This window comes from Neorhizobium turbinariae, from assembly GCF_023223505.1.
Classification (GTDB): Bacteria; Pseudomonadota; Alphaproteobacteria; order Rhizobiales; family Rhizobiaceae; genus Neorhizobium; species Neorhizobium turbinariae.
This window is the reverse complement of record NZ_JALPRY010000001.1, coordinates 103,828-118,920: the sequence shown is the minus strand read 5'-3', so window position 1 is coordinate 118,920 and position 15,093 is coordinate 103,828. Positions and strand designations below refer to the sequence as shown.

Sequence of the window (15,093 nt, the reverse complement as noted above, 5' to 3'; positions counted from 1 at the left end):
CGAGCAGGCCAAACTTAAGGTCATCGCGACGAGTTTGGCGCAGGAGGCGGGCATGAGGCAGATCGGAAGATGGTTATCAGCACCTCTTCTGGCTCTCTCGCTCGCCGCCTGCAACACGACCGAGGTGATGACCCCGCAGGCCGATATTGGCGGCTCCGGAGGAAGAAGCTCGGCGCCCGTCACGCAGGCCGACACCGAGCGCATGGCCCGCTCGTCGCAACCGACCGGCGCGCAGACGCCGCGCGATGGCTACCGCACCAACCCCCAGAACACGCTCGAGGCGCAGGCCCGCGCGCTCGAAAGCGGCAACAGTTCGCCCGCCTCGTCCGGACCGGCCCCGCAGTGGCAAGGACAGGCGGAGCCGGCACAGGAAGCTCCTCAATCAACTGCGGCAGCACCCCCTGCCGCCGGCGGTCAAGCAGGTGGCCAGGCGAGCGCCCAGACAAGCAGCGGCTCGATCCGCTTCCTGCCGATCATCGGCGCGCCGGTGCAGGCGGTGACGCCACTTTCCCGCCAGCTCGGCGCCCAGGCGCGCGCCAAGGGGCTCACCATCCGCCCATCGAGCGACGGCAGCACCGAGCACATCCTGAAAGGTTATTTCTCCGCCTTCGTTGATGGCGGCAATGTCACCATCATCTATGTCTGGGACATCCTTGACGGCGCCGGCTCGCGCCTGCACCGCATGCAGGGCCAGGAGAAGGTTCCGGCCAACGGATCGGACCCCTGGGCCGCCGTGCCAGCCGCGACAATGGAGACCATTGCCGGCAAAACCATCCAGGATTATGTGCAGTGGCGGCAATCCCGAGCGGGATGAGCCGGAGTGACACTTGAAAGACACTGGTGACCGTTTCTTCATAAAAAACCGTGGCCAGCCATGAAACAGACTTGCAATCGAGGCCTGCGGCGGTAAAAGGCCCGCATCCAGCTTCAATACAGGCGGACCGCAATGAAGGTTTTCGCAGGCAATTCGAACCGGCATCTTGCCGACGCGATCTGCAGCTATCTCAATGTACCAGTCGGAAAAGCCAGCGTAAGGCGATTTGCAGACCAGGAAATCTTCGTTGAAATCCAGGAAAATGTGCGCGGCGAGGATGTCTTCATCATCCAGTCCACGTCTTTCCCGACCAACGACCACCTGATGGAACTGCTGATCATGATCGACGCTTTCCGCCGGTCGTCGGCCAAGCGCATCACGGCAGTCATTCCCTATTTCGGCTACGCCCGCCAGGACCGCAAGGCCGGCCCGCGCACCCCGATTTCGGCAAAGCTCGTCGCCAACCTCATCACCGAGGCCGGCGCGGACCGTGTCCTGACGCTCGACCTGCATGCAGGCCAGATCCAGGGTTTCTTCGACATTCCGACGGACAACCTGTTTGCGGTTCCGATCCTCGCCCGCGACGTGAAGGAACACTATGACCTGAACAACGTCATGGTCGTTTCTCCCGACGTTGGTGGCGTGGTGCGCGCTCGGGCGCTCGCAAAGCGCATCAACTCGCAGCTCGCCATCGTCGACAAGCGTCGCGAACGCGCCGGCGAGTCCGAAGTGATGAACGTCATTGGTGAGGTGGACGGCAAGGACTGCCTGCTGATCGACGACATCGTCGACTCCGGGGGCACGCTCTGCAACGCTGCCGAAGCGCTCCTGAACAAGGGCGCCACCAGCGTCACTGCCTACATCACCCACGGTGTTCTGTCCGGTGGTGCGGTCACCCGTATCGGCGCGTCCAAGCTGCGCGAGCTGGTGATCACCGACTCCATCCAGCCGACCACGGCTGTGCAGTCGGCCCACAACATCCGCGTCATCACCACCGCGAACCTCCTTGGCGAAGCGATCAACCGCACGGCGATGGAATCTTCCGTCTCCAGCCTGTTCGACTGATCCTGCCTTTCTGACCACAACATTCCGACGCCGGGCTTCATGTCCCGGCGTTTTGCATTCTATGAGTTCGTCGCCTATCTAGGCTCGACACCAAGGAGTCTTGCATGGCAGCCCGCGACCGATATTCCCGCAAGCTTGAATGTTCCCAGTGCGGCAACACAGGTTTTGCGGAGGTATCCGAAACAGACGACAAGCGCGCACCGAGCCGCGATTTCCGCATCGACGAGATGCCGCGCGGCTTCTTCACCGAGTTCGCATCCACCGATCCGAAGAAGTACATGATGCGCTGTGGCCAGTGCAGCCACAAGTTCCGCTTCGAGCAGAAGTCGGTCTACGCCCCGGGCGGCGAGCCGAGGCGCTAGACCTTGCGTCGGCTCGCCTCAGGCGGCGAGCCCGACCGATTTCTCAACCGTTGGCCCGGGACGCCCGAGAAGATAACCCTGGGCCTCGTGGCATCCTTCCGAGCGCAGGATGTCGAGCTGCTCGCTGGTTTCCACGCCTTCTGCCAGTACCGGGATGCGCAAGCCCTGCCCCAGCGCAAGGATCGCCCGCACCATCGCTTTCGCCTCGTCGCTCTCGTTGAGCTCGGTCATGAAGCTGCGGTCCAGCTTGATCTTGTCGAACGGGAAGGAACGTAGCGTCTCCAGCGACGAATAGCCCGTGCCGAAGTCGTCGATGGCGATGGAGACACCAAGAGCCTTGATTGCCTGAAGTGCCGCCATGGCGCGGTTCTTGTCGACGATGATCGAGCTTTCGGTGATTTCCAGTTCCAGCCGGCTCGGATCGAGTTTGGTTTCCTGCAACACCTGGTCAACCAGCGCGCCGATGTCGGCGTGCGCGATCTGGACCGGCGACAGGTTGACCGCCACCTTCAGGTGCGGCTCCCAGGTTGCAGCCTCGCGGCAGGCTTCACGGAGCACCCATTCGCCGATCGGCAGGATCGCGCCACACTCTTCCGCCACCTCAATGAAGTCGACCGGCGGGACATTGCCTCGCTCCGGATGCACCCAGCGCAACAGCACCTCGTAACCCGTCGTCTCGCTGGTCGCGATCGACTTCTGTACCTGGTAGTTCAGCTTGAACTGCCCTTCCTCGATCGCCTGCCAAAGATCCTTGGCCATGCGCGCGCGGTCGCGGGCAACATCATCCATCTCGCCGTCGTAGAAGCAGACGTTCTGGCTGATGGACTGCTTTGCGCGGTACATCGCAAGGTCAGCGTTGGCGAGCAGCGCCTGCGGCGTCTTTCCGTCCTTCGGATAAACCGAGATGCCGATGCTGGCGCCGCAGCTCAGCTTATGGTCACGGATTTCCACCGTCGAGTTCAGCGCGTCGGACAGACGCGTGACGAAGTCATTAAGTTCGCTGACATCGTTATAGCGCTTCAGCGCTGCGAATTCGTCGCCACCAAAGCGCGCGACGATTTCGCCGGAGCCCAACACCGCAGACATGCGGCTTGCCAGTTCGACCAACACCTGGTCGCCCACGGCATGGCCCATCTGGTCATTGACCAGCTTGAACTTGTTGAGGTCGATGCCGAGCACCGCCATGCGGCCCGACGTGTGGTCGGCAAAAGCGACTTCATGCGCAAGGAAATCCGTGAAGGCCGATCGGTTCGGCAGCTTCGTCAGCCCGTCGTGCTTGGCCAGGAAGGCGATCTGTTCCTCGCTGCGCGTGCGGTCGGTGATGTCCTCGAATGTCGCAACCCATCCACCCTCGGAAAGGGTGCTGAAGTTCGCCAGAATGGTGCGATCTTCGCTGATCTTGTGGATGAGGCTCTTCTGTCCCGACCGCACCGCGCTGATCTGGCGGTCGTAGTGGGCCCGGGCTCGCTGAAGCGCCTCCTCCGGATCGGCAAGAGCCAGTTCATAACCGCGCTTGACGATCTCCCAATAGGTGATGCCAGGCTCAAGGAAGCCATCGGTCAAGCGGAAGATGTCGCGGTACCGCTGGTTGGAAAGTACCAGGCGCTCGTCCTTGTCGAACAGGCAGATGCCCTGGATCATGTTCTCGAGCGCAAGGTCGAGGTTGCGCGAGACTTCCTGGATGCGGTCAGCCGCCGCCTTCTGCTCGGAGATGTCGCGGGTGATCTTCGCAAAGCCGACATGCTCACCAGCCTCGCCATAAACGGGCTGGATGACGATGTTGGCGAAAAAGGTGCTGCCGTCCTTGCGGTACCGCCAGCCATTGGCTTCAAAGCGTCCTTCGTTCTTTGCCTGTTGAAGGGCGGCCAGCGGCACGCCCGCCGCCTGGTCTTCCTTCGACATGAACCGTGAGAAATGCTTGCCAATAACTTCGCTCGCCGAATAGCCCTTGAAGCGCTCGGCACCCGTGTTCCAGCTGCTGATATTGCCCTGCGGGTCGAGCATATAGATGGCGTAGTCGGTGACGCCGTTCACCAGCAGCTCGAAGTTCTCGTTCGCCTTGCGGGTCGAGCGTTCTGCGCGGGCGGTTACGGCCACCGCGATCAGGCCGGAGAGGATCATCGAGACGGCTGCAACGAGGATGGTCGTCACCATCCATGGCTTCGAAAGGTGTGGCGTGTCGGAAACGACCGTTGCATCCGGGATAAGCTCTGCAGCGCCCATGGCGGTGAAGTGCATGCCGACGATGCCGGCAGCAAGAAGCCCGGCGCCCATCCACAGTCCTACCCGGGTCGAACCCGATGCCTTCCAGAAGCCGAAGGGCGACACGAGCGCGCACAACAGGATGGCGGTGATGACGAGATCGCTACGCCACTGAATATGGCCGCCGAATTCCACGGCCGACATGCCGATGAAGTGCATGCTGGACACGCCGACACCGAAGACGAGGCCGGCCGCGATGGCTGCCTCGACACCGCGCATCTTGATGGTCGCGATGCCTGCAACCGTGGTGGCAACGACCGCCACGGCGAGCGAGAACAGCGTCGGACCGAGCTGGTAGGTCACCGGCAGGCCGGCATCATAGGCCAGCATCGCGATGAAATGCGTCGCCCATATGCCGAAGCCACCCGTGACGGCAGCAAAAGCACACCAGCTCCACCGCGCGGCAGGCTTGGACAGGCCCCTGGCGCGGGCCAGGAAGACAACAGTGCCGAGATTGGTCAGATAACATAAGATGCCGGCCACAGCGACCAGAGCAAGGTCATGTTCGAATGCCAGACACGTAAGTACGTTATACATTTCAGCCCCTAAAAATCGTGGGGGCATCTAGCGCCAGATTGGATTAAAGAATTTGCTTAATCAGGCCGCTTGGCGGAGCGGCCCTAATGCTTTCATCTCGGTTTGCTTAATGAACGGCTAAAGGTGGCTGGACGGCGCGGCGCCACCCGAAATTGGCACATGCGCCGCCCAGCCATTTTTACTGCAGCACCTGGCCGTTGACGGTGAGCGACTTGCCATCGGCGGACCGCACATCCCACCTGAGACGGCCATCCGGCTCGGTCTTGGCAATACCCTTCGCCATCATCATCAAAAGCGAGGTCTGGTTGAGGTCCGGGTCGTCTTTAGCCATCTCCTGGACGTGCTTGATCAGCTTGTCGAAATCGCCCGCGAGGATCGTCGCCTCCAGCGAATAGCGATCCTTCTGGTCCGGGTAGCCCTTGACCTTGCCTGAGGCTTCGACATCGTAGATCGAAGACTTGGCGAGGATCTTCGGGAAGTCGATCGTGAGTTGCCCGTCGTTGAGGACGGCCTGCGTCAGCTCGTCGTCCTTGGGGTCCTTGGCATTGGCGGGACGCGGGGCATCTTGCTCCATCAAAACATCGATGAAACGCGAGATGTTGAGGTCGGCAAGACCAATCTCAATTTCGGCCAGATCGGGAACGAGCTGCTCGTAGGCTTCCGGGAGGATGCCGGACGGCGCCGAGACGTTCTCGATGCGAGCACCAATGCCGATGCGGGTCGACGCGTTCGGCTCCGTCATCGTCAGCATGTAATCAAGCTTGCCGAGACCGAAGTCACCAAACGGGCTCACAACCTTGAACTCATTGAAAGTAAGCTTTTCGGACAGAGACGTGAAGAACGGCATCGCATCCCGGAAGAGTTCCTTGAGACGAGCGATCTCCTCGGGCGAAGGCTTGTCCTTCTTGATGAGCGGCAGGATGAACGACATCAGGTCGCGTATCCGCGTCGCCGTCACGCCTTCGACGCCCACGTCAAAGTCCAGGCTTTGCGAGCGAACCTCAAATTCCGGCGTTTCCGGCGCCACGATGCGCTCGTAGAAGTTCTTGAACGATCCCTTGCCGGTGAAGTCGATCGCCCCTGCCGTCTTGCTGCCGACCGAGGCGAGCGTGTAGTTCATGCCTGCAAAGCTGGCCTCGAGTTCCTCTTCCCCGCTTTTGGAGACCATCCGGATCGGGCCGGACATTGCCGCTGCCGACCGCATGAAGGCGATGGCTGGATCGAAGATGCCCGAGAACACCATGTCGGTGACGGAATAGGTCACGTCCGTCTCTTTGCCGTCCGGCAGCTTGCCGCTGACGGAGAAGTTGACGTCGCTGTCGCTGTTGAGCTTCCACTGGCCGTTGTCCAGAGGCGAGGCCGCCATGATGAACGGGGTCAGTCCGGCCACCGTGAAGTCTTTCAGGCCAAGGGTGCCGATCAATTTGCCGAAGTCATAGGAGATCTCGTAGCGGTCGCCCGCCGGCGTCACCGTCAGAAAATCGCTCTTCTTGACCTGCTCGGGCAGGAAGCCGGTGAGGCTCTCCTGCAGTGCTGCGGCACCCTGTGCATTGATATCGGCTGCCGTTGCCGGATTGACCGCAAGCGCTATAAGCACGCTGCCGGCAATGATCTTCGTTCTCATGGGAACATGCCCCCTTCCCTCATTTTTCGCGCCTGAATGTGTGGGATACGGTATCAGAGTCAAGCGGGCGAATGCCCCCCATGTCTAAGCTTGCGCTCAAAGCCCTGATGGAGTATAGCCCGCGCGTCCGCGCAGACACCCTTGGAGGCAAACGCGGATGAAGCGCATCGGATGATGCCCTTCAGTTTGATACGGCACGTGTCGTTGAAAAACTCTCCAAACAACCTCGAAAGGACATGCCATGAGCCAGGAAACTTACGAGCTCAAGGCCGAGGCGCGCGAACGGGTAGGTAAGGGGTCCTCCCGTGAACTTCGCCGCAACGGTATGATTCCCGCTGTCATCTACGGTGACAAGCAGGCCCCGCTTTCCATCGCACTCTCGACCAACGAAGTGACCAAGCGCATCCACGCTGGCGGCTTCATGACGACGATCGCAACGATCGACGTCGGTGGCCAGAAGATCCAGGTTCTCCCGAAGGATTACCAGCTGGATCCGGTACGCGACTTCACCATGCACGTCGATTTCCTCCGCGTTTCGGGCAACACCGAAGTCACGGTTGATGTTCCGGTTCACTTCGAAAACGAAGACAAGTCGGCCATCAAGCAGGGCGGCGTTCTCAACGTTGTTCGCCACACGGTCGAGTTCATCTGCCCGGCCAACCAGATCCCGGAATTCATCACGGTTGATCTGTCCGGCGCAAAGGTCGGCGATAGCATCCACATCTCGGCCGTCAAGCTGCCGAAGGGTGTTCGCCCGGTCATCACCGATCGCGACTTCACCATTGCCACCATCGTTGCTCCGGCAGCCGGCGTTGAAGAAGAAGTGACCGAAGAAGCACCGGCTTCCGAAGCCGAATAATCAGCTTCACATCTTCTTGAAGTTGAACCCGCCTTCTCCCGGAGGCGGGTTTTTTCGTGCATTTTCCGTGACTTCTCGAGGAGATTGGTCGCCGATTTGTGGCTTTTACCGCATCCGTTTCAATGAAGCTTAATCAATCCGTGGAAGATTGGCCGATGACTTGAAGCCTGGGGTAAAGAGCCGGCAAGGCCGGAGAAAATGCGGGGAAAAGGGTGACTCGGTCCGTTGAAAGTCGATTTATCGCGATCATTTCCGGCGCCCTGCTGGTGGTGGTCGCGCCCCTGTTCACGCTTTTCCTGACACTGTCCTCCCAGCAGGCTGCCAAGAACCTCAGCGAACGCGCAGACGCGGTTCTCGCCACCAACTCCCAGGCCCTCGGCAAGCCGTTGTGGGAGATGGACACCACCAGCATCCGCCAGATCGCGACCCTCCTGGTGTCCGACTCTGCCATCAGCGCGGTTCAGATCACCGACGATGCCGGCGTCGTCGACATCTCCGAAGTCAAAGGCAACCCATCCGATTTCCGCGGCCTCGACGCGATCTCGCGGCCGATCCTCTACAAGACGACCCAGAACACCCAGCAGGTCGGCACGATCACCGCCTATGTTCCGCGGCTTGGCTGGTTCGCAGCCCTGCACCAGGTGGAGATGGCCTTCATCTCGATCTTTGTTATCGCCATCCTTACCGTTTTCGGGGCAGCCGTCCTCGGCAACCGCGTGATGGTCATCAAGCCGCTCCTGCGGCTGACGGCGGCTATCGAGGCAACCCGACGTCTCGGCTCGCGCCACCACGTCGACTGGCGCTCCAACGACGAGATGGGCCGGCTGGCCCGCAGTTTCAACGAGATGCAGACGCTGCTTGAACGCGAGGAGCGCGAGCTGAAGCGCGCCCACCAGCAGACGATCGAGATCTACAACCTGACGCCGGCCATGCTGTTTTCGCTGACGGTCGACGACCATATCTCGGCCGTGAGCGACTATTGGCTGCTGGCGACTGGCTACAACCGCGCCGATGTCATCGGCCGACCATTCCTGGATCTTATCGCACCGGCGGACCACGCCCTCTTTGCCGACCGCAAGAACCAGGCCAAGCCGGACTCGCCGGCAACCGAGGCCACCCTCCGCTTCATCCGCGCCGATGGCAGCATGATCGACGTGCTGATCGTCGAGACCAGCCTTTGTGCAGCAGGCAAACCTCCGGGATCGCTCAGCGTCATGACGGACGTGACAGAACTGAAACAGTCCGAACTGCGCAACCACCAGCAGGCGATCACCGATCACCTCACCGGGCTCCTCAACCGCCAGGGGTTTGAAGGCGCGCTGGATGAGAAGATCGCCGAAGCCGATGAAGCCGGCACCGAAGTCGCCTGCCTTTTCGTCGACCTCGACCGCTTCAAGTCCATCAACGACAATCTCGGCCATGCCGCCGGCGATGCCGTGTTGCGCGAGTTCGTGGAACGCGCCCAGCCGCTTCTCCGGGAAGGTGATTGTGCATCCCGTCTCGGCGGCGACGAGTTCGCACTCCTGATCACCGGCGAAGGTGCCGAGCGCCGCGCCTGCGAACTCGCGCAGAAGATCGTCGACCAGTTCGACGCGCCTTTCCGCGTCAGCGGCACCGCCGTGCGCCTCAGCGCCTCCATCGGCCTTGCCTTCTATCCGAGCCACGCCGCCACGGCCGCTGAACTCCTGCACAAGTCGGACCTTGCCATGTATGCGCGCAAGCGGGACGGCAAGAACGGCGCGCAGCTCTACGACCGCGTCATCCTCGATGAGACGCGCGAGCGCGCCGAGATGGAAAGCGACATCGAAGTCGCGATCGCGGCAAGCTGGTTCGAGGCGCATTTCCAGCCGATCGTCGACATCAAGACCGGGACGCCGGCGGGCTTTGAGGCGCTGATGCGCATGCGCCATCCGCGCAAGGGCCTGTTGTCGCCGGCCGGCATCGTCAGCGTTGCGGAGGAAACCGGAACGATCGCGCAGATCGGCACGCTTATTCTGGAAGACGCACTCGCAAACCTCGCGCGCGTCTCCCGCCTCCCCGGCATGGGCGATGCCTATGTCGCGGTCAACTTCTCGCCGTTGCAGTTCGAGCCCGGCCTGCCGATGCGGCTTGCCGCCCTGCTTGCCCGCTACGAGATCCAGCCGCAACGCCTGGTGGTCGAGATCACCGAGGCGGTGCTGCTGCATGACAACCCGGAGATCCGCAATGTACTCAACGAGATTCAGCAGTTCGGCTGCCGCATTGCGCTCGATGACTTCGGCACCGGCTATTCCTCGCTGAGCTACATGAGCCGCTTCCCTGTCGACATCGTCAAGATCGACCAGTCCTTCGTGCGCTCGCTCACCGAACAGACTGACGAGATCGGCCGCAAGAACCGCATGCTTGTCGAAGGCATCAGCGCCATCTCGCACAAGATGAACTGCAAGGTGGTGGCCGAAGGTGTCGAGACCGAGGAGCAGCGCCTTCTCCTTCAGGGGATGGGCATTGACTTCGCGCAGGGCTATCTCTTCTCCAAACCGCGCGGCATATCCGACATCCTGGACATGTTCTCGGCCGATGAGCCCATTGCCAGATCCCTGGCAAGCTGAGCGACTTAACCTGACCTTGGGCTGAAACCTGGTTGACATCGGCGGCGTTTCGCGGTGGTGAAGGCCGTCAGCGCCACAGGAAATTCGCCATGTTCATCATCGCAGGTCTCGGCAATCCCGGTTCGCAATATGCCAGCAACCGGCACAATATCGGTTTCATGGCCGTGGACGCCATCCAGCGCCGCCCGGGCTTTGCACCATGGTCCAAGAAGTTCAAGGCGCTGATCTCGGAAGGCGAACTCGCGGGCGAGAAGGTGCTGCTGATGAAGCCGCAGACCTTCATGAACCTGTCCGGCGAAGCCGTGGGCGAAGCCATGCGCTTCTACAAGCTCGGGCCGCAGAACATCCTGGCCATCTATGACGAACTGGACCTTGTCCCGGGCAAGAGCCGGATCAAGACAGGCGGCGGTCATGGCGGCCACAATGGCGTCAAGTCGCTGGATGCCCACTGCGGCAAGGACTATCGCCGCCTGCGGCTCGGGATCGGCCATCCCGGCGCAAAGGAACTCGTGCACAATCACGTGCTGGGTGACTTTGCGAAAGCGGATCAAGCCTGGCTGTCGCCGCTGCTCGATGCCATTGCCGACAATGCCGAAATGCTGGTGCGCGGCGAAGACTCGCAGCTCATGAACAAGCTCGCGCTGGCGGTGGGTGCCCAGCCTGACGAGGACAAGCCGAAGCGCGAAAAGCCGCCGCAGCCGAAGCCTGTCGCCAAGTCGCACATCCACCAGGCGCGCGGCGGCGCAAAGCCAAATCTTCCGACATCGGGCCCGATGGCCGAAATGCTCAAGAAGATGTTCGGCAGCAAGGATAGTTAGGCAAAGCGGTAGCATCCGGCTCCGCGAACGGTTATGCGGACGCACGAGCAAACGGACTTCAGAAGAATGACAGACATCACAGCAGAACTCGTAACGTTGCGCGACTACTGGCGCTATGCCATCTCGCGGTTCAACGCGGCCAACCTGAGCTTTGGCCACGGCACGACGACGGCTGGCGATGATGCCGCCTTCCTCATCCTCGACTCGCTCGACCTTCCGATCGACGCGCTCGATCCATTCCTCGATGCCCGGCTGCTTCCGGCCGAACGCCGCCTGCTGGCGGACCGGATCGAGACCCGCGTGACGACCCGCAAGCCGTCGGCCTACATCACCGGTCGCTCCTATATCCAGGGCGTGCGCTTCCATGTCGATGAACGTGTCATCGTGCCCCGCTCGCATATCGGCGAGATCCTGTTTTCGGAATACCTTAATGCTCAGGGCTCGTCCTTCCTGCCCGACCCGATGAATGTCGAAAGCGTGGTGGACATCTGCACCGGCTCCGGCTGCCTCGCCGTCCTTGCTGCCAAATTCTTCCCGAATGCGCAGGTCGATGCCGTCGATCTCTCTGCCGACGCACTTGAAGTGGCGGAGATCAACATTGCCGAGCATGAGGTCGAAAACCAGGTGACGCTCCACCAGGGCGACCTCTTCGGCCCCCTCACCGGCAACCGCTACGACCTCATCATCACCAATCCGCCGTATGTCGATCACGAGGCGATGGACGGCTTCCCGGAGGAGTTCCGTGCCGAGCCGGCAATGGCCTTTGATGGCGGCGTCGATGGACTTGATCTGGTGCGGCGCCTTCTCGACGAAGCCGCGGACTATCTCAGTCCCGAAGGCGGCATGATCTGCGAGATCGGCTCCGGCCGCGAGATCCTGGAGGAAGAATATCCGGACCTCGATTTCTTCTGGGTGGAAACCGCCGAGTCGCAGGATGCGGTCTTCTGGATCTCCGCCGAAGCACTGGCTGCCCGATCGGCAGGCTGAAGGCTGACGCCTGAGGCCGAAGCTATTCTTCGGGCTCGGTGATGAACATCAGCGGATAACCCGCTTCCTTGGCGAGATCGACAGCCTCCTTGGCCTTGGTCTCGGCAATATCCTTGGTGCAGACAACGACGACGGCGGTGCCCATCTTGTGCGCCGTCAGCATCACGCGGTAGCCGGTCTCCTCGCTCATGCGGAAAACCGCCTTCAGCACCATGGTGACGAACTCCCGCGGCGTGTAGTCGTCGTTGACGAGGATCACCTTGTAGAGCTTCGGCCGCTCAAGCTTCGGCTTGGTGATCGTCTTCGGTTTGAGGGTGGTGTCTTCGGCCATCGGCCTCTCCTGGCGATAGGGATTATCGGGAGATTTCTGGGCTATATCGCACCGCAGCCACGACATTTCAAGCATGAGCGACCGGTCAGGTACCCGCCCCCTCTCCGGCTCAAGCCTTGACCGCCAAGGCAGTTTCCCCCATAGCCACACCAACGCTAATCTTACATCGACAGGTTCGAACCCATGGGTTTCAAATGCGGTATCGTGGGCCTGCCCAACGTCGGCAAATCCACGCTCTTTAATGCGCTCACCAAGACAGCTGCGGCGCAGGCAGCCAACTACCCGTTCTGCACGATCGAGCCGAATACCGGCGAAGTCGCGGTGCCCGACCCGCGCATGCAACAGCTTGCATCGATCGCAGGCTCCAAGGAAATCATCCCGACCCGCATCTCCTTCGTCGACATCGCTGGCCTCGTGCGCGGTGCGTCGAAGGGTGAAGGCCTCGGCAACAAGTTCCTCGCCAACATTCGCGAAGTCGATGCCGTGGTGCATGTACTGCGCTGCTTCGAAGACGACGACATTACCCATGTCGAAGGCCGCATCAACCCGGTCGGCGATGCCGAAACGATCGAGACCGAGCTGATGCTCGCCGACCTCGAGAGCCTGGAGCGCCGTGTCGAGCAGACCCGCAAGCGCGCCACCGGCAAGGACAAGGAATCGATGGCACAGCTTCCGGTGATGGAAGCCGTCATCAAGCTCCTGAACGAGGGGAAGCCTGCTCGCCTGCTCCTCAAGACACTGGCACCGGAAGAGATCGAGATCCTCAAGGGCCTCAACCTCCTCACCTCGCATCCGGTCCTCTACGTCTGCAACGTCGCCGAAGCCGATGCTGCGACCGGCAACAAGCACACCGAGGCCGTTGCTGCGATGGCAAAGGCCCAGGGTGCCGAATGCGTCATCATCTCGGCCGCCATCGAAGCCGAGGTGGCACAGCTGCCTGAAGAAGAAGCCACCGAGTTCCTGTCGGCGCTCGGCCTTGAGGAAGCCGGCCTCGACCGGTTGATCCGCGCCGGTTACCACCTGCTCGACCTGATCACCTATTTCACGGTCGGCCCCAAGGAAACCCGCGCCTGGACCATTCGCCGCGGCACCAAGGCGCCGCAGGCCGCCGGCGTCATCCATACGGATTTCGAACGCGGCTTCATCCGCGCCTTCACCATCTCCTATGACGACTACATCACCTACAAGGGTGAAGTGGGCGCCAAGGAAGCCGGCAAGGGTCGCGATGAAGGCAAGGAATACGTCGTCAACGACGGCGACGTCATCCACTTCCGCTTCAACACGTAACCTCTAGAGGGGAAGGAGCCATGACGGGCGTCGAATTTTACTTCGAGGACTTCACGCCGGGCAGGTCCTTCCCGCTGGCGCAGAAGCACGTCTCCGCTGAAGAGGTGATCGAATTCGCGTCCGAGTTCGACCCGCAGCCGATGCACCTGTCCGAGGAAGCCGGCAAGGCCAGCATCCTCGGCGGGCTGTCCGCCTCCGGCTGGCACACCGCGAGCATGTTCATGCGCATGATGTTCGACGGCTGGCTGTCACGCTCCTCCTCCGAAGGCTCTCCCGGTATCGAGTTCATGGAATGGAAGAAGCCGGTTCTCGCCGGTGATACGTTGTCCGGCCGCTCGACTGTCGTGGAGTCTCGGGTGCTCCGCTCGCGCCCGGGCATTGGCCTCGTCAAGTTCCTGCATGAGGTCGAGAACCAACGCGGCGAGCTCGTCATGCGCGGTGAAAACCCGATCATGATGCGGCTGAAGAACAGCGAGGCCGGCGCAGCATGAGACTGATCGAACTATCCCCTCCAGGCCGCAAGGTCATCACCGGCACGCTTCTGTTCACCGCCGAAGACATCGTGCGTTTTGCCAGGAAGTTCGATCCGCAGCCGTTCCATGTCGATGCAGAAGCCGCCAAGGACTACGTCTTCGGGGCTCTCTGCGCCTCCGGCTGGCATACCTGCGCCGGTTGGATGAAGACCTATATCGCCTACTGGACGAAGGAAATCGGGCGGCTGGAGAGCGAGGGGCTGGTTGCCCCCAAGCTTGGCCCATCCGCTGGTTTCAAGAAGTTGCAGTGGCTGAAGCCGGTTTATGCCGGCGACAGCATCACCTATTCCGTCACCCTGGTGGAAAGCCGTCCGCTGATGTCACGTCCCGGGACCTGGATCAACATGACCGTCTGTGACGGCGATAACCAGCGCGGCGAGACGGCGATGCGCTACGAAGGCACCGTGCTCGAGTTCGAGTGAGCACGTGCCACTGGTTCAGTGGCCCGCAAACTCCACCAGTGTCCGCACCTCGACGCCCAGCGCCTCGAGCTTCTTGCGCCCGCCGATCTCCGGCAAGTCGATCACGAAGCAGGCGGATACGATCTCGGCGCCAAGCTGACGGATCAGCTTCACCGCCCCTTCCGCCGTACCGCCTGTGGCGATCAGGTCATCCGTCAGGATCACCTTCTCGCCCGGCTTCAACGCGTCGACATGGATCTCCATCTCGTCGGTGCCGTATTCGAGGCTATAGGCCATCCGGACCGTCTGGTGCGGCAGCTTGCCCTTCTTGCGGATCGGCACGAAACCCGCGCCCAGTTGGTGCGCCAGCGCACCGCCGAGGATGAAGCCGCGCGCTTCGATACCAGCCACCTTGTCGATGCCGAGCGCCTTGTACGGCGCGACCAGTTCATCGACTGCCTGGCGGAACGCTACGGCGTCGCCAAGCAAGGTGGTGATGTCGCGGAAGATGATGCCCGGCTTCGGATAATCCGGAATGGAGCGGATGGCAGTGGTAAGGTCGATGCTGGCTGACATGGTGCCCTGGAACGTGATGGTTTTGGCGAGACCCTAGCAAGTCGGGCCT

General features: G+C 61.5%; 14 protein-coding genes. 10 read left to right on the top strand and 4 right to left on the bottom strand.

What is annotated here, in order from left to right; genetic code table 11:
- The first annotated feature begins 52 nt into the window (after positions 1–52).
- From M0654_RS00575 to M0654_RS00565, 3 genes are all read left to right on the top strand, one after another.
- A complete protein-coding gene (locus M0654_RS00575) occupies positions 53–814 on the top strand; it encodes a hypothetical protein (RefSeq protein ID WP_248681378.1) in 762 nt (253 codons plus the stop codon).
- A gap of 132 nt (positions 815–946) precedes the next feature.
- Positions 947–1,879, top strand: coding sequence for a ribose-phosphate pyrophosphokinase (locus M0654_RS00570; RefSeq protein ID WP_118850123.1), 933 nt, complete (start codon positions 947–949; stop codon positions 1,877–1,879).
- A 104-nt stretch (positions 1,880–1,983) separates the two neighbouring features.
- The gene (locus M0654_RS00565; RefSeq protein WP_118850124.1) at positions 1,984–2,241 is read left to right on the top strand and encodes a hypothetical protein; all 258 of its coding nucleotides are present in this window, start codon (positions 1,984–1,986) and stop codon (positions 2,239–2,241) included.
- Positions 2,242–2,259: 18 nt separating this feature from the next.
- Here M0654_RS00565 and M0654_RS00560 read toward each other — a convergent pair whose 3' ends face one another.
- Positions 2,260–5,040, bottom strand: a complete 2,781-nt coding sequence (locus tag M0654_RS00560) for a bifunctional diguanylate cyclase/phosphodiesterase (protein ID WP_248681377.1) — start codon at positions 5,038–5,040, stop codon at positions 2,260–2,262.
- Positions 5,041–5,218: 178 nt separating this feature from the next.
- The gene (locus M0654_RS00555) at positions 5,219–6,664 is read right to left on the bottom strand and encodes a hypothetical protein (protein WP_248681376.1); all 1,446 of its coding nucleotides are present in this window, start codon (positions 6,662–6,664) and stop codon (positions 5,219–5,221) included.
- 241 nt (positions 6,665–6,905) lie between these two features.
- On the opposite strand from M0654_RS00555, the gene M0654_RS00550 reads away from it, so the two are divergent.
- The 4 genes from M0654_RS00550 to prmB all read left to right on the top strand — a co-directional run bounded on the left by M0654_RS00550 (position 6,906) and on the right by prmB (position 11,916).
- A complete protein-coding gene (locus M0654_RS00550) occupies positions 6,906–7,523 on the top strand; it encodes a 50S ribosomal protein L25/general stress protein Ctc (protein WP_118850127.1) in 618 nt (205 codons plus the stop codon).
- Between the two features lie 212 nt (positions 7,524–7,735).
- Positions 7,736–10,111 (top strand): EAL domain-containing protein, encoded by a 2,376-nt coding sequence (locus M0654_RS00545; protein ID WP_248681375.1) that lies wholly within the window; start codon positions 7,736–7,738, stop codon positions 10,109–10,111.
- Between the two features lie 89 nt (positions 10,112–10,200).
- Positions 10,201–10,929 (top strand): aminoacyl-tRNA hydrolase, encoded by a 729-nt coding sequence (gene pth, locus M0654_RS00540; RefSeq protein WP_248681374.1) that lies wholly within the window; start codon positions 10,201–10,203, stop codon positions 10,927–10,929.
- A gap of 66 nt (positions 10,930–10,995) precedes the next feature.
- Positions 10,996–11,916 carry a 50S ribosomal protein L3 N(5)-glutamine methyltransferase gene (gene prmB, locus M0654_RS00535; RefSeq protein WP_248681373.1) on the top strand — a complete coding sequence of 307 codons (921 nt, stop codon included), beginning with the start codon at positions 10,996–10,998 and terminating at the stop codon, positions 11,914–11,916.
- A 22-nt stretch (positions 11,917–11,938) separates the two neighbouring features.
- Here prmB and clpS read toward each other — a convergent pair whose 3' ends face one another.
- Positions 11,939–12,247, bottom strand: a complete 309-nt coding sequence (clpS, locus tag M0654_RS00530) for an ATP-dependent Clp protease adapter ClpS (protein WP_118850131.1) — start codon at positions 12,245–12,247, stop codon at positions 11,939–11,941.
- A gap of 183 nt (positions 12,248–12,430) precedes the next feature.
- Between clpS and ychF the strand changes: the two genes are divergently transcribed.
- The 3 genes from ychF to M0654_RS00515 are packed head-to-tail and all read left to right on the top strand — an operon-like array spanning position 12,431 to position 14,489.
- Positions 12,431–13,534 carry a redox-regulated ATPase YchF gene (ychF, locus tag M0654_RS00525; RefSeq protein WP_118850132.1) on the top strand — a complete coding sequence of 368 codons (1,104 nt, stop codon included), beginning with the start codon at positions 12,431–12,433 and terminating at the stop codon, positions 13,532–13,534.
- Positions 13,535–13,554: 20 nt separating this feature from the next.
- Positions 13,555–14,025, top strand: a complete 471-nt coding sequence (locus tag M0654_RS00520; protein ID WP_248681372.1) for a MaoC family dehydratase — start codon at positions 13,555–13,557, stop codon at positions 14,023–14,025.
- Positions 14,022–14,489, top strand: coding sequence for a MaoC family dehydratase (locus M0654_RS00515; protein ID WP_248681371.1), 468 nt, complete (start codon positions 14,022–14,024; stop codon positions 14,487–14,489). Before M0654_RS00520 ends, M0654_RS00515 begins: the two co-directional genes overlap by 4 nt.
- Positions 14,490–14,504: 15 nt before the next feature.
- Here the strand turns inward: M0654_RS00515 and M0654_RS00510 are convergent, their stop codons facing one another.
- Positions 14,505–15,044: an adenine phosphoribosyltransferase gene (locus tag M0654_RS00510; RefSeq protein WP_248681370.1), complete on the bottom strand. Its 540-nt coding sequence runs from the start codon at positions 15,042–15,044 to the stop codon at positions 14,505–14,507.
- Between the last annotated feature and the right edge of the window lie 49 nt (positions 15,045–15,093).